Origin of the sequence: Micromonospora sp. TSRI0369, from assembly GCF_001905625.1 — a bacterium.
GTDB lineage: Bacteria > Actinomycetota > Actinomycetes > Mycobacteriales > Micromonosporaceae > Micromonospora > Micromonospora echinospora_A.
Genome location: NZ_LIVU01000001.1, coordinates 979,709 through 1,000,595, shown reverse-complemented (window position 1 = coordinate 1,000,595; position 20,887 = coordinate 979,709). Strand labels below are relative to the sequence as shown.

The window sequence follows — 20,887 nt, the reverse complement described above, 5'->3', positions numbered from 1 at the left end:
CTTGATCACGGGGGTGGATGGGGTACGGGGGTGTGGCGGGGTGCCGGGAGGGGTGCGGGTGGGGTAGCCTAACGATCGTTCAGGTCGGTGGCGCCCTGTGCGGGCGGTGGCAACGGGAGTCGGCGTGACGCTCGACGGTGAGGCACTGGAGCAGCTGCGCAAGCGCGCCCGCGCCGGTGGTGCGGACAAGTACCACGCGGCGAACGCCGCCAAGGGGAAGCTGTTCGCCCGCGAGCGGGTGGCGTACCTGGTCGACGAGGGCTCCTTCGTCGAGGACGGGCTCTACGCCAACGCCATGGCCGACGGGCTGCCCGCCGACGGCGTGGTCACCGGCACCGCGACCATCGACGGCCGCCAGGTCTGCCTGATGGCGAACGACTCCACTGTCAAGGCCGGCAGCTGGGGCGCGCGCACCGTCGAGAAGATCATCCGGACCATCGAGCGGGCGTACGCGACCGGCGTCCCGATGGTCTACCTGGTCGACTCGGCCGGCGCCCGGATCACCGACCAGGTCGACCTGTTCCCGGGGCGGCGCGGCGCCGGCAAGATCTTCTGGAACCAGGTCCGCGCCTCCGGCTCGATCCCGCAGGTCTGCGCGCTGTTCGGGCCGAGCGCGGCGGGCGGGGCGTACATCCCGGCGTTCTGCGACGTGGTCGCCATGGTGGACGGCAACGCCAGCATGTACCTCGGCTCGGACCGCATGGTCGAGATGGTCACCGGCGAGAAGACCACGCTGGAGGCGATGGGCGGCGCGAAGGTGCACTGCGCCGAGTCCGGCGTCGGTCACTTCCTCTGCAAGACCGAGAACGACGCGCTGGACGTGGTGCGGACCTACCTGTCCTACCTGCCGTCGAACTGGAAGCAGGACCCGCCGGTCGCCGAAGCCGTGGCCGCGCCGGAGAAGGCCGACCTGGCCGCGCTGGTCCCGGCCAGCGAGCGGCAGGCGTTCGACATGCGCCGGTACGTGAAGGGTCTGCTCGACGAGGGCAGCTTCTTCGAGATCCAGGCGCTGTGGGCCAAGGAGCTGACCGTCGGGTTCGGCCGGCTCAACGGCGAGGTCGTCGGCGTGGTCGGCAACAACTCGATGTTCAAGGGCGGCGTGCTCTTCGTCGACTCGGCCGACAAGGCGACCCGGTTCGTGCAGCTCTGCGACGCGTTCAACGTGCCGCTGCTGTTCCTCAGCGACGTGCCCGGCTTCATGGTCGGCAGCGCTGTGGAAAGGCAGGGGATCATTAGGCACGGTGCGAAAATGATCACGGCGATCTCCGAGGCGACAGTACCCAAGATCTGCGTGGTGGTCCGCAAGGCGTACGGCGCGGGTCTCTACGCGATGGCCGGCCCCGGCTTCGAGCCTGACGCCACCATCGCGCTGCCCACCGCGAAGATCGCGGTGATGGGCGCGGAGGCAGCTGTGAACGCGGTCTACGCCAACAAGATCGCCGCCATCGAGGACGAGGCCGAGCGGGCCGCGTTCGTGGCCGCGAAGCGCGAGGAGTACGAGCGCGACATCGACGTGGTCCGCCTTGCCAGCGAGCTGGTGGTGGACGCGATCGTCGAGCCGCACGAGCTGCGCGCCGAGCTGGTACGCCGGTTCGCCGCCGCGCGCGGCAAGGAGCGGCACTTCTCCCGGCGCCGCCACGGTGTCACCCCGGTCTGACCGCCCACGCCCACCCCGGTCTGACCGACACACGCCCCGGCGTCACGAGCGCCCGGCCCGTCCGTACCGCCGTCCCACCAGGAGGATCAGATGGACTTCCGGCTCAGCGACGACCAGGAGGCGCTGCGCTCAAGCGTGCGGGAGTTCGCCCGCGAGGTGGTCGCGCCCACCATCGCCGAGCACTACGAGCAGCACACGTTCCCGTACGAGATCGTCCGTCAGATGGGCAAGATGGGCCTGTTCGGGCTGCCCTTCGCGGAGGAGCACGGCGGCATGGGCGGCGACTACTTCGCGCTCTGCCTGGCCCTGGAGGAGCTGGCCCGGGTCGACTCCAGCGTGGCCATCACGCTGGAGGCGGCGGTGTCGCTCGGCGCGATGCCGATCTACCGGTTCGGCACCGAGGAGCAGAAGGCGCAGTGGCTGCCGAGGCTGCTCAGCGGTGAGGCGCTGGCCGGGTTCGGGCTGACCGAGCCGGGCACCGGGTCGGACGCGGGCGGCACCCGGACGCGCGCGGTGCTGGACGGCGACGAGTGGGTGATCAACGGCTCGAAGGCGTTCATCACGAACTCCGGCACCGACATCACCGCGCTGGTCACCGTCACCGCCGTCACCGGTACGCGGCCGGACGGCGGCAAGGAGCTGTCCACGATCATCGTGCCGTCGGGTACGCCCGGCTTCACAGTCGCGCCCGGCTACTCGAAGGTCGGCTGGACCGCGTCGGACACGCACGAGCTGACGTTCGACGACTGCCGGGTGCCGGCGGCCAACCTGCTCGGCGAGCGCGGCCGTGGCTTCGCGCAGTTCCTGCGCATCCTGGACGAGGGCCGGATCGCCATCGCGGCGCTCGCCGTCGGCCTGGCCCAGGGCTGCGTGGACGAATCGATCAAGTACGCGAAGGAGCGCCAGGCGTTCGGCCAGCCGATCGGCAACTACCAGGCCATCCAGTTCAAGATCGCGGACATGGAGATGAAGGCGCACACCGCCCGGCTGGCCTACTACGACGCGGCCGCGCGGATGCTCGCCGGTGAGCCGTTCAAGCGCCAGGCGGCGATCGCCAAGCTGCACGCGAGCACCGTGGCGGTGGACAACGCCCGCGAGGCGACGCAGATCCACGGCGGGTACGGCTTCATGAACGAGTACCCGGTGGCCCGCTTCTGGCGGGACTCGAAGATCCTGGAGATCGGCGAGGGCACCAGCGAGGTGCAACGCATGATCATCGCCCGCGACCTCGGTATGTGAGAGGCCCCCTCGTCCGCGCCCTGTCGGATAACGGCGAGGGACGGTCGGGTGGGTGACGATGGGCTGTGGAGCGTCGGAGTCCATCCGTACTCTTCGTGCCCATGACTCCGGATCATGACGGTGCGCGGGGCCCAGGTGGTCGCACCGGTCTGTCCGATCTGTTGCGCGGGCACCGGCTCGCCGCCGGCCTGACCCAGGCCGAGCTGGCGGGCCGGGCCGGCGTGGGCGTGCGGACGGTCCGCGATCTGGAGCGAGGCCGGGCCACCCGCCCTCAGCGCACCACGGTGGACCTGCTGGCCGACGCGCTCGGCCTGGCCGGTGACGACCGACGGGAGTTCGTCGCCACCGCCCGGCCCGGACCGCGCCTCGCCGACACCGACACCGACACCGGACCGCTGGTCGCGTTGCCCCAGCCCGTGCCGCTGCTGGGTCGCGACCGGGACGTGGCCGAGGTGGCCGGCCTGCTCGACGCGTACCCGGTGGTGAGCCTGGTCGGGCTCACCGGTGTCGGCAAGACCGCGCTCGCCATCGCTGTCGCGCACGCGGTGGCGGCCCGGCACCCGGGCGGGGTGACCGGGGTGCTGGTCGGAGAGGGCTCGGACGTCGCCGACGTGCTCGCCGCGTCGGCGTCGGTGTTCGGCGTGAACCGGCTGGCCGACCTCGCCTGCCGGCTCGACGGACGGCCGGCGTTGCTGCTCGTCGACGCGGTCGACCGGGCGCCCGAGCCGGTGGCCGGGGCGCTTCGCGCCCTGACCGCCGCCGCGCCGGACCTTCGGGTGCTGGTGACCGGCCGCCGCCCGGTCGGGCTGCCCGGTGAGCTGGTCCGCCCGGTCGCGCCGCTCGACGTGCCACCCGCGGACGCCGCGCCCGCCGACCGCTCCGACCTGGATCGGTGGCCGGCGGCGGCACTGTTCGCCGCCCGCCTCGCCCAGGCCCGCCGCGAACCGCCCACGGCGGCCGAGCTGCCGGCGCTCGCCGCGCTGGTACGCCGCCTCGGCGGGCTGCCGCTGGCGATCGAGCTGATGGCGGCGCGGGGACGCATCCTCGACGTCACCGAACTGCTCGACCGCTACGGCGACCGTGTCCTGGACCTGACCGGCGCGCATCCCGGCTGGGAGTCCGACGACCGCTCGGCCGGCACGGTGACGCTGCGCGAGGCGGTGGCGAGCAGCTACCGCCTGCTCGCGCCGGCCGACCGGGCCGCGCTGCGACGGCTCTCCGCGTTCCGCAACCGCTGGTCGGTCGAGCTGGCCGAGGACCTGCTCTCCGGTGGCGGCAGGCGGTGGGACGCGGCACCGATGCTGGACCGGCTGCGCGAGCTGGGCCTGCTCAGTGTCCGGGGCGCCGGTCCGTTCCGGTTCCGGCTGCTGGACGCGGTCCGGGACTTCGCGGCCGAGCAGGCCGACGTCGAGGGCGAGACCGCCGGGATCCGGCTCCGGCACGCCTCGGTGATCGCCGGGCTCGTCCACCGCACCGCACCCGGGCTGGTGGGCGCACAGTTGCCCGGCGTGGCACGCCTGCTCGACGAGGCGACCGGCGACATCACCGCCGCCCTCGCGTACGCCGCCGAGCACGCGCCGGAGACGGCGCTGCTGCTGGCCGCCTCGCTGCCCCGCTGGTGGCGGCTGCGCGGGCGGGACGTCTCCGGTCGGCGCTGGCTGCGGCGCCTGCTGGCCGATCCGCGAACCGCCGGCACCCGGTCCACGCTGCGGGCCTGGGCGATGCTCGGCGCGGCACGGCTGGCCGTCGAGCACGGCGCGGGCGCGGAGGAGTTGCCGGCCGCCCGGGCCGCGCTCGTCATCTTCGCCGAGGCGGGCGACGTGATCGGGGAGCTGTCGGCCCGGTCCGTGCTCTGCGTGCTGCTGCGCGGGCTCGGCGCGCACGACGAGGCCCGCGAGCAGGCCGAGGCCGCGCTGGCGACGGCCACCCGGCACGGCCGGATACGCGAGATGGCCGTCGCCCAGGCGCACCTCACCTGGCACGACGTACGCGCGGCGCGGCTGGCCGACGCCCGGCGGCGGCTGGCCACCGTGGACCGGCTGGCGGCGCAGTGCGGCGACCGGCGCCTGCGTCTGCTGGCGCGGGCCGACCAGGCCGAGCTGACCCGCCTGGAGGGCCGGTACGCGGAGGCGGTCGAGCAGGGGCGCCGGGTGGCGACGGCGCTCGCGGAGCTGGGCGATCCCGGTCGGCGGCGGCGGATGGTCGGCAAGGTCGCGTTGGCGCTCGCCGGTCAGGGCCGGGGCGACGAGGCGCTGGCAGCGGCCGCCGAGCTGTGGCCCTCGGGTGCGGTGCCGGGTCAGCGCCGGCCGCCTGTCGTGGAGAGCTTGAATCCGCCCGGTGTGGTCGCGGACGCCCGCGCCGAGGACGCGCTGCGCGGGCTGATCGAGGGCCACGTGGCGCTGCACCGGGGGGATCGGGAACTGGCGGTGGAGTGGTTCGCCACGGCGGCCGACGCGGCGGAGGGTGGCGCGGGGCGGCGCGACCTGGTCGAGGCGCTTGTGGGGCTGGCGGTCAGCACCGGAGATCCGGCAGTGCTGGACCGCTTGGACGACGCGCGGCGGGTCACCGGGGTCAGCCTGCTGCCGCGGGAGGAGGAGCTGCTCTTCTCCCTGGCGGCGCGGCGTCAGAAGGCGCGCTGACCGGTGGCGCGTCCGGCGGGCCGGGGAGGACGGAGGGCGCGGGGGTGGCGCGAACGAAGTAGCCCCCTGGTGCTGCCCCTCGCTCGACGCTCGCGCCAGCACCCCCCGGTGCCCCCCGCTGCGGGAAGACTACCGAGGTACTGTGAGAGATATGGGGGGTTATGCACCGGTTGTCCGGCTGCCTGAGTGGTTCTGCCGGTTGTTCTGCCGGTGACCCGCTGGTATCGACCAGCGGGCCGCCGGGCGGTGAACCGTCGGCAGTGGACCGTCAGGCGGCGTCCTCGGCCAATTCGGTGCTGCCGGCCGTGGCGCCGGGGTGGACCGCGTCCCGGACCCGGCGTAGCCCGTCCAGCAGCCCGTCGAGCTGGTCCGGATCGAGCTGGCCGGTGAACCACTGCTCGATGATCCGCAGGTGGCCGGGAAGGATGGCGTCCAGCCGGCTCAGGCCCGCGGCGGTGACCACCGCGAAGGAGCTGCGGCGGTCGGACGGGCAGGCGCGCCGACGGATCAGCCCGTCCCGCTCCATCCGGTCCACCACGCGGGTCACGCCGCTGGTGGAGAGCGAGGTCTGCGCCGCCAGGTCGGTCATCCGCAGCTGGTTGTTGGGTGAGCGGGCGAGTCGGGTGAGCACCTCGAACTCGACCGGGGAGAGGCCGTGCTCGTCGAACTGGGCGGCGAACCGGGCGGAGAGCCCGGCGTGCGCCTCGACGAGGAGGCCGACGGCGGTGATCCGGGGATCGTCGAACACGTTCTGGTCCACGCCACCATCCTAGCAACACTTGACACAGGGAATATTGCTGTAGCTATAGTTGCTCAGTCAGTCGTTGGGATACTAAACCGTTTTCCCCGGAGGAGAGCACCATGACCAGCAGCACCGAGGCGACTACCCGCGACTGGGAGGGTCTCACCATCCCCACCCCCGGTACCTATCTTCTCGACGCCGCGCACAAGCGTGTCGGATTCGTCGCCCGGCACATGATGGTCAGCAAGGTACGCGGTGAGTTCGCCGACGCAACCGCCACCATCACCGTCGCCGACGACCCGATGCAGTCCACGGTCACCGCCAGCATCCAGGCCGCCAGCATCAACACCGCCCAGGCGGACCGGGACGCGCACCTGCGCAGCCCGGAGTTCCTCGACGTCGAGCAGTACCCGACGCTGGAGTTCCGCAGCACCGAGGTGAAGTCCCGCGACGGCAACGAGTTCGTGCTCGTCGGCGAGCTGACCATCAAGGGCGTGACCCGTCAGGTCGAGCTGGAGGTCGAGTTCGAGGGCGTCGGCCGCAGCCCCTTCGGGCAGGACATCTTCGGCTTCTCCGCCTCCACCGAGATCGACCGCGAGGACTTCGGCCTGACCTGGAACGTGGCGCTGGAGACCGGCGGCGTCCTGGTCGGCCGCAAGATCAAGATCGAGATCGAGGGCGAGGCCATCCGCCAGGGCTGAGCCCGGCCAGGTCCGCAGGGCCCGCACCGTCCCGCCGACGGTGCGGGCCCTTCCCGTGTACGCGCGGCGGTGCGAATCGTCACGCGATGTTCTCCGGCCGACGGCGCTGGTGAGGGCCCCGACGGGGTACAGGTGCAGATCTGTCGCCCGTCCAGCGGGCGGCGGACGGGGCGCACTTACGCGCACCACGCGAATGGTTCACAATGCGTTGCGGAACGGTACGGTTCCGTCGCACCGGCGTCGGGAGGACACATGGGCAGAGACGTCGACCAGGGCGCCTTCTCCCGCGAGGATCGGGTCCGCTACCGGCAGAAGGTCCGGCGCTGCCTGGACGTCTTCGCACTGATGCTCGACGACTTCGGCTTCGACGCCGACCGGCCGATGACCGGGCTGGAGATCGAGCTGAACCTGATCGACGCCGCCGCGGAACCGGCCATGCGCAACGACCAGATCCTGGCCGACATCGCCGACCCGCTGTTCCAGACCGAGCTGGGGCAGTTCAACCTCGAACTGAACGCCTCGCCCCGACTGATCGAGGGCAGCGGCTTCGCCGACTACGAGCAGGACCTGCGCAGCAGCCTCAGCCGCGCCGACGAGCGGGCCGCCAAGTCCGACGCGACGATCATGATGGTCGGCATCCTGCCCACGCTCACCGAACGCCACCTGGTCGCGGACAACCTCTCCACGAACGAGCGGTACCGCGTCCTCAACGACCAGATCGTCGGCGCCCGGGGCGAGGACATCGAGCTGGACATCAACGGCGTCGAGCGGCTGCGTACGCACACCGACTCGATCGCGCCGGAGGCCGCCTGCACCAGCCTCCAGTTCCACCTCCAGGTCGCGCCGGACAGCTTCGCCGACTACTGGAACGCCTCCCAGGCGATCGCCGGCGTTCAGGTCGCCGTAGGAGCCAACTCGCCGTTCCTCTACGGTCGGCAGCTCTGGGCGGAGACCCGGATCGCGCTGTTCCAGCAGGCCACCGACACCCGTCCCGACGAGCTGAAGGCCCAGGGCGTACGCCCCCGGGTGTGGTTCGGGGAACGCTGGATCACCTCGATCTTCGACCTGTTCGAGGAGAACGTCCGCTACTTCCCGCCGCTGCTGCCGATCTGCGAGGACGAGGACCCGGTCGAGGTGCTGCACGCCGGGGGCGTACCCCAGCTCGGCGAGCTGCGGCTGCACAACGGCACCGTCTACCGCTGGAACCGGCCGGTCTACGACATCATGAACGACCGTCCGCACCTGCGGGTGGAGAACCGGGTGCTGCCCGCCGGCCCGACAGTGGTGGACATGCTCGCCAACGCGGCGTTCTACTTCGGGCTGGCCCGCGGCCTCGCCGAGGCGGACCGTCCCATCTGGAGCCAGTTGACGTTCAGCTCGGCGGAGGAGAACTTCCACGCCGCCGCCCGGCGCGGCATCGAGGCGGTCCTGCACTGGCCGCGCCTCGGCGACGTACCGGTGACCAAGCTCGTCCTCGAGACGTTGCTCCCGGTGGCCGAGCAGGGGCTGGACCGGTTCGGCGTCGCCCCGGCCGAGCGCGATCGCCTGCTGGGCGTGATCGAGGGCCGCTGCCGTACCGGCCGCAACGGCGCGGTCTGGCAGACCGAGACGGTGTGGGCGGCCGAGCGGCGCCAGGGCATGGACCGGGAGGCCGCCCTGCACCACATGGTCAAGCGGTACGCCGAACTCCAGCGCAGCAACGAGCCGGTACACACCTGGCCCGTCGACTGACCCCGCCCCCGCCCTCGCCTTCCCCGCCCCCGCCTCCGCCCCGCCGATCTTGGAGTTGTGGCGCCTCGGATGCCCTTCTTGGGCGGCTTGTGAGGTGCCACAACTCCAAGATCGACGGGAGTGGCGAGATTCGGCCGAGCCGCCGAGCCGCGTCGGTCTACGACGAGGGCTTGCCTGACCGCGACGAGGAGTCGTCCTGGCTGGTCTGCGGGTTCGACTGGTCGAGGGTGTCGGGCTGCCGCTGCGGCGGGACGGCTCGACCCCGCCGGCCGGTAGCCGACCGGGTGGCACGACCCTTCTCCGTTCCGGTCCGGCCGACGGCTGCGCCAGGCCCGTCCTCCGCCTCGGGCGTCGCCTCACGCGCGTCGGCCGAGGTGTCCGGTGCCTTGTCCGTCCCGGCCGCCCGATCCACTGACCGCTCCGAAGCCGACGGATCCGCCGCCGACCGGCCCGCCGCCGACCGCTCCGACGCCGACCGGCCGAACGCCGACGGGCCCGACGGATCTGCCGCTGACGGGTCTGATGGGCCGACCGCCGACGGGCTCGACGGATCTGCCGCTGAGGGGCGGGCCTTCCGCGCCCCGAACAAGCCGGCCGAGCGCCTGCGTGACACGCCCGACGGGCGCTCCCCGGAGCTGCCCGACGACGACGTGCCGGACGGGTCCGACACGGATCCGGCCGGCTCCGAGGGCCCGTCCTTCGAGGCCGGGTCGCCGGTGGCCGGGTCGGCCTCGCCGCCGATCGCGTCCGGCTCGCCGCTGCGCTGGCGGGGGACGCTCACCCGCTCGGCGCCGCGGCGCTCGGCGCGCTGGGCGAGCGCCGCCATCAGCATCGAGCCGCCGACACCGGCGATCACCGCGTACGGGGCGATCAGGTGGGCCGACAACTGCTCGGCGGCGATCCCGGCGAGCCGCGGTACGGCGAGCAGGTACGCCAGCGCCACGAGCAGCGGTCCGGCCGCCCCGGAGGCCGCCGCGCCGACCCGTACCTCCGGAGCGCGGGCCGCACGCCGGGCCGCCAGCACGCCGATCACCAGCGCGGAGAGCACCGACAGCAGCGCGCCGGGCCAGTAGAAGTAGTCGCGGATCCAGAACGCGCCACGGTCCGCGCTGATCTGCCAGATGCCGAGCTGGGCGGTGGTCAGGCCGCGGCCGGCGACCACTCCGTCGACCACCGACACGACGGCGAGCAGCCAGAGCCAGCCCGAGGTGGCGATGAGGTTGGTGGCGGCGGCGCGGGTGTGCAGCGCCCAGGTGGCCAGCAGCATCCCGAGCAGCAGCCCCGCTGCGGCGTAGGCGGCGGCGACGGTCTGCGGCTCGGACACGTCCGGCACCTGGGCCGCCCGCGCCGGCACCGCCACCAGCAGCACTGTGACGAGCGCGCCGACAGCTGCGGCGAGCACCAGCGCGAGCCGGGGCGGCCGGCCCTGCGACTCGTCGTCCCGGCCCCGCAGGCGCTGGGCGCAGACCGCGCCGGCGATGACCGAGGTGGCCGCGATCCAGGTCGCCCAGGCGAGGCTCGCCACCCAGGCCGCCTCCACGCGTACCGCGCCGGTCGGCGCCCAGTTGATGATGCCCAGCCCGTACCCGAAACCGAGCTGCGCGGCGCCCGCGCCGGCAGCGACGCCGAGCGCGGCGGCGGTCGATCCTCCCCAGCCCCGACTGACCATGCCGGGGAGCGTAACGTCCCGAGGTCGGCGCGGCGAGTCGTGACGACGGGCCGTGACCGTTTGGCAGCTGTGGATACGGTCGTCGATGAGCGAGGGCGGGGGACATGACGGACGAGCGGCAACCGGACGGCGACGGCACCGGCCCGGGACGGGCCAGGCTGCTCCTCGGTGGTGGCCTGGCAGTGGTTCTGCTGGCGGTGATCGGGGGCAGCGCCGGCTGGATCCTGGCCGGCGACCCGGACCGTCCGGCCGCCTCCGGCGAGGCCACGCCGGTTGTCACCGCCTCGACGCCCGCGCCGGCCACCACGCCACCCGCGACCACGGCCGCCGCCCCGACCGGTACGCGGACGAGCGCGTCCGCCGGGCTCACCGTGCCGGCGGTGGTGGGCGTCGACTTCGAACAGGCCCGCCGGGAGTTGCGGGACCGCCGGCTCGGCTGGCGACTGGTCTTCGGCACCGGCAGCGGACGCTCGGTGGAGCGCGCCTCGCCGGCGCCGGGCACGCCGGTGAAGCGCGGTGTCACCGTCTCCCTGTTCGTGACCGGACCGGCCCCGGCGGTCACCGTGCCCGACGTGGGCACGCTGTCCTGCTCAGACGCGGCCGACGACCTGGTGGACGCCGGTCTCTATCCCCGGTACGGCACCGGCCGCCAAGGTCCGGTCACCGCGCAGGAGCCGGTCGCGGGCAGCCCGGCGCGGTGGAACGACCAGGTGGTGCTGACCTGCGGCGACACCCGGTCCGTGTCGCCGGGCGCCACCCCGTCGCCGACTGGCTGACCGGCGCGGGCGCGCTGATCCCGGCCGACGTGGCCGTGGCCCGTTACGGTGGACGACCGAGGGCCGTGCGCCCCGTCCCGGTGGGGAAAGGACGTGCCATGAGCGACGACCGTCAGGATCCTCCCGCCGGTGACGCGGACGAGACCCGCGCCATGCCCCGGGATCCGGCCGGGGAGGACGCCGACGCCACCCGCGCGCTTCCCCGGGACGACGCCACTTCGGCGATGCCGCGCGACGTGGGCGGGGATGATGTCGACGCGACCCGCGCCCTGCCGCGCAATGCCGCCGAGGGCGACGCGACCCGCGCGCTGCGGCCGGACGCGGGGGACGCCACCCGTCCGCTGCCCGGCGGGCCCGGCGGACCGTCGCGGCGTCCGCTCGACGCCACCACCCCGCAGGAGCCGGTGGGCGCCTGGTCCGGCCGGGCCGGGGTGCCCCCGCCGCGACCGGCCGGCTATTCCGAGCCGGGGGGCGAGTGGTACGGCGACGAGCAGGCCGGACGCCGCTGGTGGATGCCGATCCTGCTGGGCATCCTGGCGCTGCTCCTGCTGGGGTTGATCGGGGTGGGGGTGTGGTTGGCGCTGCGCGCCGCCGACCAGGACTCCGATCCGGGGACGGTGCCGTCGGCGGTGCCGAGCACCTCGGCGCAGACCAGTGCCGCCCCGACGAGCGCCGCACCGAGCAGTTCCCCGCCGAGCACGCCACCGACCACCGAGGCGGTCGAGGTGCCGATGCCACCGTTGGTGGGGCTGCCGGAGGCTGCCGCCCGGGCGGCGCTCGACCGACTGGACGTGGACTACCGGGTGCAGCGGCGGGCGTCGGACCGGCCGGCCGGCACGGTGATCTCGACGGATCCGGAGGCCGGCTACCCGGTGGGCGAGGGCGACCGGGTCACCATCGTGGTTGCCGTACCCGCGCCGCCGACCGCCGGCCCGAGCACGCCGGATTCCGCCCCGGCGACCACCACCACGCCCTGACGCCCGCCACTGGCGTCGGGACGCTCACCACTGACGTCGGCGGGTGCCGACCAGGCCGAGGCCGGCGAGTGAGATGGCGAGCCCGAGCAGGCCGGAGTAGAACAGTGACCGGCTGAGGTCGCTCGTGTCGTCGACGGGCCGCTCGGCGAGCGCCTCGCCGCCCCCGGCGCCTGCGGGCGGCGTGTCGGCGTCCGGATCGTCCTCGTCCTGCGACGGGTCGGTGGGAGACCAGCCGTCCTCCTCTTCCTCGCCGGCCGCCGCCCGGGCGTCCTCGCCGGCTGGGGCGCGGCCGTCCTCACCGGCCACGGTGATCTCCGGGGCCGGTACGGGCTCGGCGAGCTGCTGGGTGGCGGAGAAGGCGGGGTGCCGCACCACGAGCGCGAGCGCGGTGGCGACGACGAGGAAGACGAACAGCCCGAGGGCATAGCCGACACGGGACCGGTGGTGCCGCCGCGCGGCGGGCAGATTGACCATGACCATCCCAGGTTCAGGGTCCATGGCGCGCGGGGTGGAACGTGCCGGGGTGGGCGTACCGATTCTATGGCGACGGCACGCCCTCCCGACCGGGAATCGTGAGGTCAGCCCACCCGGACCGGAGTCCGGACCACCGGGCGGCGGGCCGTCCGGACGGTGTGTTGCCGGGGCACCGGCGCGGCGTGGACCTGCTGCAACCCCTCTTCGAGTACGAAGATCGACCTCCGGTTGACCGCGTCCCCCGCCGCGTTCAACTCGTAGCCGTCGAGCCAGAGCCAACCGTCGTAGGTCGGCCAGTCGAGCACCCGGATCACCCGGAACATGATCGGTCGGAAGAACTGGACACTCGCCGCGCGCGTCACGTGCAGTACGTCACCGGAGCGGGGAAGCACATGGGCTCCTGGGGAGGGTCGGCCGGTCGGGACCGGCGAGGCGGAACGGGGTCGGTGCGGTCCGATGACGGGGGTCTGCCTCGTGGACCGGCGGTCGTTGGGTCGGTGCTGGTCGGGCCGTACCCGCGGTGGCGGACCGCCACCCGACCATCACCCGGCTGCTCCCGGTTACCGCTCCCGCCGCCGCAGCCGAGCTGGCGTGCAGCGACGGGGTCTTCATTCCGGGGCAGGTCGCACGGCGCGGGACGGCTCCCCTCCGGCCGTCCCACGGACCGTGGTACCACCACGCCCGGAGATCGTTCGAAGACGGTGAGTAACCCGTGCCATACGGACAGAGTGCTACAGCGACGTGCGACATGCAAGTTGCACGTCGTGTTTTGCGGATAGGTGAGGAGGACACGTGAACAGGAAACTTGAAGCGTCAGGTATCGGGGCGTCACACTGGACGCCGGTTTCGCCCGTCGCGGCCGGTCGATGACCGGCACCACCCCTGCCGCGAACGCTCGCCCACCGCCCGCCGGTCGCGCCCGCGGTGGGTGCCCAACCGGGGCGCGACCGACCGGAGGTAGCCGGGTGACTGTGACGCAGTCGCGAGCCGAGGAGGCGCCGTGACCGAACGGCGCAGCCCCACCATCCGGCGGCGCCGGCTGGGGGCGGAACTCCGCCGGCAGCGCGAGGCCGCGGGCATCACCATAGAAGCGGTCGCCGAGCAGCTGGAGTGCTCGGCGTCGAAGGTCTCCCGGATCGAGACCGGGCACACCACCGCCACGCCGCGCGACGTACGCGACATGCTCCGCATCTACGGAGTCGTCGGCGCGGAGAGCGACGAGCTGGTGCAGATCGCCCGGGAGGCCCGGCAGAAGGGCTGGTGGCATCCGTACAGCACGGTGCTGGTCGGGGCGTACGTCGGCCTGGAGGCCGCGGCCAGCAACATCCGGGCATACGAGCAGCAGGTCGTGCCGGGGCTGCTGGAGACCGAGGAGTACGCCGGTGCGATGATCCGGGCGGCGCGGCCGGACTTCACCGCCGAGCAGGTCGACCAACGAGTGCGTGTCCGATTGGGCCGTCAGTCGTTGTTGACGCAGGACGATCCGGTCGATCTGTGGGTGGTGCTCGATGAGGCGGTGCTGAGCAGGCCGGTTGGCGGCGACGCGGTGATGCGTGGTCAGCTCAAGCGGCTGGTGGAGGTGGCTGAACTGCCGAACGTGACAGTGCAGGTCCTGCCCTTCGAGGTGGGTGCGCACGCGGGCATGGACGGCACCTTCACGATCCTCAGCTTCCCCGAGCCGAGCGATCCCGATGTCGTGTACGCGGAGAACGCCACGGGTGGGCTCTTCCTGGAGAAGAGCGACGAACTGCAGAAGTACAGCTTCATCTTCGATCACATTCGAGCAGCGGCCATACGCCCGGAGGAATCCATCGCACACATCGCGAAACTGGCAGAGGAGCCACTGTGGAAATGGCGACCAAGGAGTTCCCCGTGGACCTGACACAGGCGACGTGGTTCAAGAGCTCGAAGAGCGGGCCGAACTGCGACAACTGCGTGGAGGTCGCGTACGTGACCGGGGCGGTCGGGGTCCGGGACTCGAAGGACAAGACAGGCCCGGCCCTGGTCTTCGCTCCGGACGACTGGCAGGCCTTCGTCGCCCGCGCCCGGGGCGGCGCGTTCGGCCGGAGCTGACCGGCACCGCAGCGTGGTCCCGCCCGGCAACGCCGCCGGGCGGGACCATTCGCGTCCGGGCTCCGCACCCGTCGCCAGTTTCGATCCGCCTCGTTGAACCGCACGGATCGGCAACCGAACGAGGCAGGCGAGACGGATGACGACGATCGGTTCAGAGAACCTCACCAGCGGCCCGGGCAAGCCCGAGCGGTTCGGTGGCAAGTACCGGGGTGCCCGCCGGGACACCGTCCTCACCGAGGTGGTCTCCGGTGACGGCGAGGAGGCCCGCGAGGGTGGTGTGCCCGAGCAGGCGGCGACGCCGCTGTCCCTGCCGTCGCTGGACCCCAACCCGCTCACCGAGCCGTCCTTCCCACCGAGCGGCTGGCCGATCGAGCAGCAGGAGTCCCTGGTGGACCACCCGCTGCTGCGCGGCCTGCTGATGGAGCTGCCGCCGAAGGGCAGCGTCCCTCCGCCCGGCTGGCTGGACCGCTGGTTCGAGGCGACCCGAGCGATCCTGGAGCTGCTATACGTGCAGGGCGCGAGCCGGTCGCGCTGACACCACCTCGGCGGCCGGCATCGCCCGTTCGGCGAGCCGGTTGTGCCGCAGCGCGTGGCGCACCCCGATCGCGCACACACCGAGCACCGCGACGGTGATCACCGGGCCGGCCACTCCCGGCGCGGCGAACAGGTCGACGCCGACCGCCGGCAGCACCGCCACCAGCACCGCGAGCGCCGTCGCCTGGAGCGGCAGCGCGATCAGCGGGTGCGCCGCGGCCGCACGCAGCCCGTGCGGGGCGGGTGTTCCCGGCGCTGCCGCGAACGCGCCCGCGCCGGACCGCAGCCGCCGGACCCGCCGTACCGTGCAGACCGCCACCACGGCCGCCGGCACCGCCGCGACGCCGAGCGCGGCGGCGGCCCGGTCCACAGTGGTGTCACCGGCGCTCTGCAGGCCCGCGGCGAGGACCGCCGCGGTGAGCGCGAGGCCGGTCAGCACCAGGGCGGACAACCATCCGGTACGCCGGCGCAGCGCCCGGGCGCGGTCCAGCCCGGGCAGGCCCTCCGCGACCAGGCCGGCGGCCAGCCAGACGGCGGCGACGGGAAGCAGCACGGCGAGACGGTCATCCATGCCCCCTAGCCTTGCCCGTTTCGACGTTCGCCGAATCCGGGACGGCACCCCGGTTCGTCCCGTATCCGGGCCCGTAGGGGTCGTCGGGGCGGGTCAGACGTCGAAAGTGGCCGGTCGGGTGGTGGCCGGCGTCGGCGGGGTGGCCTTCCACAGCCCGGTCTTCTGGGCCGCGAGCCGGGCCAGGTAGGCCGGGTTGAGGATGACGTACCGGCGCCACAGGCGCTTGGGCTCCAGGCCGAGCCGCCAGAACCACTCCAGCCCGGCGCGCTGCATCCACGGTGGCGGGTTGCGCAGCAGCCCGGCGTGGTAGTCGAACGCCGCGCCGACCGCCATCAGCGGCATGTCCAGCAGCGGGCGCATGGCGTACGCGAAGACCTCCTGGCGCGGGCAGCCCAGCCCGACCAGGACGAGGCGGGCGCCGCTGGCCCGGATCCGGTCGGCGATCTCGGCGTCCTCGCCCGGCGTGGCGGCGCGGAACTTGGACGGCTCGACTCCGGCGATCTTCAGCGCGGGGAACTTGCGCTCCAGCGCCGGGACCAGCCGGGACAGCGTCTCCTCGGTGGAGCCGTAGAGGTAGACCGGCAGTCCCTCCTCGGCGAACCGGGCGAGCACCCGCAGGGTCAGCTCCGGGCCGTAGACGCGGTCGGTGAGCCCGGCGCCGTGCAGCAGGTTGAGCGCCCAGCGCACCGGCTGCCCGTCGGGAGTGACCACGTCGAACGAGTTGAGCCGGGCGTTGTGCGCCGGGTCGAGCACGCCGGTCATCACGCCGTGCACGGCGAGCGCGGTGAGCGCCAGCGGGCGGCGCTCGTGCGCGGCCGCCACCACGGCCTCGGTGGCCCGCGCGTAGTCGGTCGCGTCGACCCCGACGCCCAGCACGTTGCGCTTGGTCCCGGCGCTCATGCCTTCGGCACCCACTTGTCGACGTTGGCCTCGTGGATCTCGCGGAGGATCATCGGCACGTCGTACGTGATCTTCCAGGAGGGGTAGTGCTCCTCGAACCGGGCCATGCTGCTGACGTACCACTGGTGGTCGCCGGTGCGGGCCTGCTCGACGTAGTTGATGCGGGCCTCGCGACCGGTGATCTCCTGGGCGATCCGGAACGCCTCGATGTGCGAGGTGTTCGAGTGCCGGCCGCCGCCGAGGTTGTAGACCTGGGCGGAGCGCGGCTCGCGGAAGAACGCCTCGAACGCGGTGAGCACGTCGTGCGAGTGGATCGCGTCCCGGACCATCTTCCCCTTGTAGCCGAAGAGGTTGTACGTCCGGCCCTCCATCACGCAGCGCATCAGGTACGCCAGGAAGCCGTGCAGCTCGGCGGCGGAGTGCGCCGGGCCGGTCAGCGTGCCGCCCCGGAAGCAGGCGGTCTTCATGTCGAAGTAGCGGCCGTACTCCTGGACCATCACGTCCGAGGCGACCTTCGAGGCGCCGAAGATCGAGTGCAGCGACTCGTCGATCGACATGTCCTCGGTGATGCCGTCGTACCAGCGGTGGTCCTCGGGCAGCTCGTAGCGGGTCTCCAGCTCGATCAGCGGGAGCGAGTTCGGCCGGTCGCCGTACACCTTGTTCGTGGAACAGTGGATGAACGGCGCGTCGATCGCGTGCCGCCGGGTGTTCTCCAGCACGTTGAGCGTGCCGCCCGCGTTCACGTCGAAGTCGGTGAACGGCTCCTTGGCGGCCCAGTCGTGGCTCGGCTGGGCGGCGCTGTGGATCACCACGGCGATGTCCCTGCCGTAGCGCTTGAAGACCTGCTCCAGGCCGTCCCGGTCACGGATGTCGACGGCGTGGTGGGTGTACGCGGAGCCGAGGTCGGCGGCGAGCCGGTCGAGGCTCCAGGCGGTCGAGCCGTCCTCGCCGAAGAAGTACCGCCGCATGTCGTTGTCGATGCCGACCACGTCGAGACCGAGTCCGGCGAAGTGCCGGGCCGCCTCGGAGCCGATCAGACCGCCGGAACCGGTCACCAACGCGACAGTCACACGCCACTCCTGGTCCATGGGAGGCAGGGAAACCATCGGAGCATAGCGTGACGTCCGGAACGCCCCGATACGAAGCAAGGGCCCCGCGATATGCGGAGCCCTTGTTCTGGTGGGGATGGGGGGAGTTGAACCCCCACGTCCTTTCGGACACACGGACCTGAACCGTGCGCGTCTGCCATTCCGCCACATCCCCGTGGCACGACCCGGAACACCATATCGCATCCCGCACCCGCCATCTGCGGCGGGTGCCGGGACATACTACGCTGTCCACTGGCCACGCCACGAACGATCACCGCTCGTGGCGGGCGAAACTTTAGCACGTCCGCGGGCCTGGTCACGAACGGGCCGACGGCAGCCGGCCGAGCGGCGTGTGAGCTGCGGAGGCGGTGTCCGGATACCATCATTGCCTCGGGACCCGAGGAGGAGCCGGTGAGCGTGCTGCAACGCTTCGAGAAGCGTCTGGAAGGCCTGGTCGAGGGGGCCTTCGCCAAGGTCTTCAAAGGGGTGGTCCACCCCGTGGAGATCCTCAACGCCATGCAGCGGGAGGCCGAGGCGCACAAGGCGATCCTGGCCGGTGGGCGCACCCTTGTGCCCAACCGCTACGTGATCGATCTCTCGCCCTACGACCACAGTCGGCTGGCGCCCTACGCGGCCGCGCTGGCCCAGGAGCTGGCGCAGTCGCAGGCCGAGTTCATCGGCGAGCAGGCCTGGACGGTCTACGGCGACGTGATCGTCGAGGTCGAGCGCGGTGAGGGCCTGGACACCGGCATGTTCCGGGTCACCGCCGAGGTCTACACCGGCGGGGACGTCGCCCCGGTCTCCGCGCCCGGCGGCTACGACGCCGGCCCGGCGTACCCGGCGTACGACCAGGGTGGCGGCTACGGTCCTCCGCCCGGTCACGGTGGGGGCCGCAACGTCCGCCTGGTCTCCGGCGACGGCCGCACCTACCCCCTCCAGATGGGCTCGACCGTGATCGGCCGCGGCGACCAGGCCAACCTGCGCCTGCCCGACGTCGGCATCTCGCGGCGCCACGCCCGGCTGGACTTCGACGGCGGGCAGGTCGTGCTGACCGACCTGGGTTCCACGAACGGCACGATGGTCAACGGCCAGCGCGTCTCGGCGGTCGCCCTCAACCCCGGCGACATGATCCAGCTCGGCACCACGACGCTGACCTTCCGCGTGGACGGCTGATCCCCGTTGCCGGAGCTCGTCATCACCGTCGCCCGGTTCGGGTTCCTCATCCTGCTGTGGATCTTCGTGTTCACGGTCGTCGGTGTGATCCGCCGGGACCTCTTCGCGGGCGCCCGGTCGGGCCGCCTGGTGGCCGCGCCGCGGGGGATCGGCGCGTCGACCGGGCAGCCGGGGAAGCCGGCGAAGGCCAAGCGCGGCCGGGCCGCCCGCCAGCTCGTGGTCACCGCCGGTCAGCTGGCCGGCACCCGGATCACGCTCGGGGAGGCCCAGATCACCATCGGCCGGGCGGAGGACTCGACGCTGGTGATCACCGACGACTACGCCTCGGCGCGACACGCCCGGCTGGTGCCCCGCGACGGGCAGTGGTACGTCGAGGACCTCGGATCGACTAACGGCACCTATCTCGATCGCGCTAAGGTCACCGGACCAACCCCCGTCCCCCTCGGCGTGCCGATCCGGATCGGCCGCACTTCCCTCGAATTACGGCCATGACTCTGACCCTGCGCTACGCGGCCCACAGCGACCGCGGTCTGATCCGAGACGGTAATCAGGATTCCGTCTACGCCGGACCGCGGCTGCTCGCCGTGGCCGACGGCATGGGCGGCATGGCCGCCGGTGACGTCGCCAGCAACATCGTCATCGGTGCCATGGCGCCCCTCGACGAGGACGTCCCTGGTGACGCCCTGGTCGACGCGCTCCGCTCCGCCGTGGGCACCGCCAACCAGCAGCTCCGCGACACCGTGGACGCCAACCCGCAGCTGGAGGGGATGGGCACCACGCTCACCGCGACCCTCTTCTCCGGCAGCAAGCTCGGGATGGTCCACATCGGTGACTCGCGGGCCTATCTCCTGCGCAACGGCGAGTTCGCGCAGATCACCAAGGACGACACGTACGTCCAGATGCTCGTCGACGAGGGCCGGATCAGCGCGGAGGAGGCGAGCAGCCACCCCCAGCGCTCGCTGCTCACCCGGGCGCTCGACGGCCGCGACATCGACCCGGAGTACAGCGTCCGGCAGGTGCTGCCCGGCGACCGCTACCTGATCTGCTCCGACGGGCTCTCCGGCGTGGTCAGCGCGGACACCATCGCCGACACCATGCGGGAGTACCCCGACCCGCAGCGGTGTGTGGAGCGCCTGGTGCAGCTCGCGCTGCGCGGCGGCGGCCCGGACAACATCACCGTGATCATCGCCGACGCCACCGACCAGGACATCGTCGAGGCGTCCCCGATCGTGGGCGGCGCCGCCGCCCGGGACCGCGGCATGGCGACCTCGGCCGACGACTCCACTCCGGCGGCCCGCGCCTCGGCGTTGTCCGCGCCCCGGCCACCCGTGCCCGAGGAGCCGGCGGACAACCGCGACGACGAGCCCGAGGGCCGTCGCCGCCGGCCGCTGCGCACCGTCGCGATGGTGGTGGCGCTCGCGGTCATCGTCGGCGGCGGCATGTTCGGCGGCTGGACGTACACCCAGCGGCAGTACTACGTCGGCGCCACCGACGACGGCCAGCTCGCGGTCTTCCGCGGGGTGCCCGGCCAGGTCGCCGGGCTGGACCTGTCGAACGTGCACGAGCGCAGCGGCGCCCGGCTCGACGACCTGACGCTGGCCGCCCAGGAGCGGGTGAAGCAGGGCATCCAGGCCCGCAACGAGCCGGACGCCGAGCGCCGGCTGGCGGAGCTGACCAGCGACGACCCGGGCAACCCCAACCTCAAGCCGCTCTGCCCGCCCGACCCGTCGCCCGGCGTGACCAGCCCGACCCCGGTGGCCACGACCGACCCGCTGTCCCCGCCTCCCGGCGGCAGCCCGCTCCCGTCCACGCCGCCCGCGGGCGCGTCGACGCCCACCCCCGGCGCGTCGACGCCGACGTTCACCACCACGCCCGACGCCGTTCCCTCCGACACCGTTCCGCCGGCCGACCCGGCGGGTTGCCGGTCGCCGCAGTGAGTGTCG

19 protein-coding genes, 1 tRNA gene and 1 pseudogene are annotated in these 20,887 nt (G+C 72.9%); 13 read left to right on the top strand and 8 right to left on the bottom strand.

What is annotated here, in order from left to right; translation table 11 throughout:
• Nucleotides 1-124 precede the first annotated feature (124 nt).
• The 3 genes from AMK25_RS04915 (at nucleotide 125) to AMK25_RS04905 (ending at nucleotide 5,535) form a co-directional block, all read left to right on the top strand.
• A complete protein-coding gene (locus AMK25_RS04915; protein ID WP_073827089.1) occupies nucleotides 125-1,657 on the top strand; it encodes an acyl-CoA carboxylase subunit beta in 1,533 nt (510 codons plus the stop codon).
• Between the two features lie 90 nt (nucleotides 1,658-1,747).
• A complete protein-coding gene (locus AMK25_RS04910) occupies nucleotides 1,748-2,896 on the top strand; it encodes an acyl-CoA dehydrogenase family protein (protein WP_073826930.1) in 1,149 nt (382 codons plus the stop codon).
• 101 nt (nucleotides 2,897-2,997) lie between these two features.
• A complete protein-coding gene (locus AMK25_RS04905; RefSeq protein WP_073826929.1) occupies nucleotides 2,998-5,535 on the top strand; it encodes an ATP-binding protein in 2,538 nt (845 codons plus the stop codon).
• Nucleotides 5,536-5,803: 268 nt separating this feature from the next.
• On the opposite strand, the gene AMK25_RS04900 is transcribed toward AMK25_RS04905, so the two are convergent.
• Nucleotides 5,804-6,295 (bottom strand): MarR family winged helix-turn-helix transcriptional regulator, encoded by a 492-nt coding sequence (locus AMK25_RS04900; protein WP_073826928.1) that lies wholly within the window; start codon nucleotides 6,293-6,295, stop codon nucleotides 5,804-5,806.
• Between the two features lie 101 nt (nucleotides 6,296-6,396).
• Between AMK25_RS04900 and AMK25_RS04895 the strand changes: the two genes are divergently transcribed.
• Nucleotides 6,397-6,978 (top strand): YceI family protein, encoded by a 582-nt coding sequence (locus AMK25_RS04895; RefSeq protein WP_073826927.1) that lies wholly within the window; start codon nucleotides 6,397-6,399, stop codon nucleotides 6,976-6,978.
• Nucleotides 6,979-7,230: 252 nt separating this feature from the next.
• Nucleotides 7,231-8,709 (top strand): glutamate--cysteine ligase, encoded by a 1,479-nt coding sequence (locus AMK25_RS04890; RefSeq protein WP_073826926.1) that lies wholly within the window; start codon nucleotides 7,231-7,233, stop codon nucleotides 8,707-8,709.
• A 499-nt stretch (nucleotides 8,710-9,208) separates the two neighbouring features.
• Here AMK25_RS04890 and AMK25_RS04885 read toward each other — a convergent pair.
• A pseudogene (locus tag AMK25_RS04885) lies at nucleotides 9,209-10,378 on the bottom strand (hypothetical protein); the annotation flags it as partial.
• A gap of 104 nt (nucleotides 10,379-10,482) precedes the next feature.
• On the opposite strand from AMK25_RS04885, the gene AMK25_RS04880 reads away from it, so the two are divergent.
• Both AMK25_RS04880 and AMK25_RS04875 read left to right on the top strand, forming a co-directional pair.
• Nucleotides 10,483-11,154 (top strand): PASTA domain-containing protein, encoded by a 672-nt coding sequence (locus AMK25_RS04880; protein WP_073826924.1) that lies wholly within the window; start codon nucleotides 10,483-10,485, stop codon nucleotides 11,152-11,154.
• A gap of 98 nt (nucleotides 11,155-11,252) precedes the next feature.
• On the top strand, nucleotides 11,253-12,131 hold the full coding sequence (locus AMK25_RS04875) for a PASTA domain-containing protein (RefSeq protein WP_073826923.1): 879 nt from the start codon (nucleotides 11,253-11,255) through the stop codon (nucleotides 12,129-12,131).
• Nucleotides 12,132-12,155: 24 nt separating this feature from the next.
• Here AMK25_RS04875 and AMK25_RS04870 read toward each other — a convergent pair whose 3' ends face one another.
• On the bottom strand, nucleotides 12,156-12,611 hold the full coding sequence (locus AMK25_RS04870; protein ID WP_073826922.1) for a hypothetical protein: 456 nt from the start codon (nucleotides 12,609-12,611) through the stop codon (nucleotides 12,156-12,158).
• 98 nt (nucleotides 12,612-12,709) lie between these two features.
• Nucleotides 12,710-12,997 (bottom strand): hypothetical protein, encoded by a 288-nt coding sequence (locus tag AMK25_RS04865; protein ID WP_073826921.1) that lies wholly within the window; start codon nucleotides 12,995-12,997, stop codon nucleotides 12,710-12,712.
• 608 nt (nucleotides 12,998-13,605) lie between these two features.
• On the opposite strand from AMK25_RS04865, the gene AMK25_RS04860 reads away from it, so the two are divergent.
• The 3 genes from AMK25_RS04860 (at nucleotide 13,606) to AMK25_RS04850 (ending at nucleotide 15,213) form a co-directional block, all read left to right on the top strand.
• Nucleotides 13,606-14,487 carry a helix-turn-helix domain-containing protein gene (locus AMK25_RS04860; RefSeq protein ID WP_073826920.1) on the top strand — a complete coding sequence of 294 codons (882 nt, stop codon included), beginning with the start codon at nucleotides 13,606-13,608 and terminating at the stop codon, nucleotides 14,485-14,487.
• On the top strand, nucleotides 14,457-14,678 hold the full coding sequence (locus AMK25_RS04855; protein WP_073826919.1) for a DUF397 domain-containing protein: 222 nt from the start codon (nucleotides 14,457-14,459) through the stop codon (nucleotides 14,676-14,678). Before AMK25_RS04860 ends, AMK25_RS04855 begins: the two co-directional genes overlap by 31 nt.
• Before the next feature lie 136 nt (nucleotides 14,679-14,814).
• Nucleotides 14,815-15,213 carry a hypothetical protein gene (locus tag AMK25_RS04850; RefSeq protein WP_043327626.1) on the top strand — a complete coding sequence of 133 codons (399 nt, stop codon included), beginning with the start codon at nucleotides 14,815-14,817 and terminating at the stop codon, nucleotides 15,211-15,213.
• Here AMK25_RS04850 and AMK25_RS04845 read toward each other — a convergent pair.
• The 4 genes from AMK25_RS04845 to AMK25_RS04830 form a co-directional block, all read right to left on the bottom strand.
• On the bottom strand, nucleotides 15,181-15,783 hold the full coding sequence (locus AMK25_RS04845) for a hypothetical protein (RefSeq protein WP_073826918.1): 603 nt from the start codon (nucleotides 15,781-15,783) through the stop codon (nucleotides 15,181-15,183). The genes AMK25_RS04850 and AMK25_RS04845 overlap by 33 nt on opposite strands.
• 93 nt (nucleotides 15,784-15,876) lie before the next feature.
• The gene (locus AMK25_RS04840) at nucleotides 15,877-16,683 is read right to left on the bottom strand and encodes a WecB/TagA/CpsF family glycosyltransferase (protein WP_073827088.1); all 807 of its coding nucleotides are present in this window, start codon (nucleotides 16,681-16,683) and stop codon (nucleotides 15,877-15,879) included.
• Nucleotides 16,680-17,789 carry an NAD-dependent epimerase/dehydratase family protein gene (locus AMK25_RS04835; RefSeq protein WP_073826917.1) on the bottom strand — a complete coding sequence of 370 codons (1,110 nt, stop codon included), beginning with the start codon at nucleotides 17,787-17,789 and terminating at the stop codon, nucleotides 16,680-16,682. Before AMK25_RS04835 ends, AMK25_RS04840 begins: the two co-directional genes overlap by 4 nt.
• Before the next feature lie 71 nt (nucleotides 17,790-17,860).
• Nucleotides 17,861-17,946, bottom strand: a tRNA-Leu gene (locus AMK25_RS04830).
• 209 nt (nucleotides 17,947-18,155) lie between these two features.
• On the opposite strand from AMK25_RS04830, the gene AMK25_RS04825 reads away from it, so the two are divergent.
• Genes AMK25_RS04825 through AMK25_RS04815 form a run of 3 tightly spaced genes read left to right on the top strand, consistent with a single transcriptional unit; the run spans nucleotide 18,156 to nucleotide 20,881 of the window.
• Nucleotides 18,156-18,944, top strand: coding sequence for an FhaA domain-containing protein (locus tag AMK25_RS04825; RefSeq protein WP_026267912.1), 789 nt, complete (start codon nucleotides 18,156-18,158; stop codon nucleotides 18,942-18,944).
• 6 nt (nucleotides 18,945-18,950) lie between these two features.
• Nucleotides 18,951-19,436, top strand: a complete 486-nt coding sequence (locus tag AMK25_RS04820; protein ID WP_073826916.1) for an FHA domain-containing protein FhaB/FipA — start codon at nucleotides 18,951-18,953, stop codon at nucleotides 19,434-19,436.
• Complete coding sequence (locus tag AMK25_RS04815; protein ID WP_073826915.1) at nucleotides 19,433-20,881, top strand: PP2C family protein-serine/threonine phosphatase; 1,449 nt, start codon at nucleotides 19,433-19,435, stop codon at nucleotides 20,879-20,881. The genes AMK25_RS04820 and AMK25_RS04815 overlap by 4 nt, the downstream gene beginning before the upstream one ends.
• The last annotated feature ends 6 nt before the right edge of the window (nucleotides 20,882-20,887 follow it).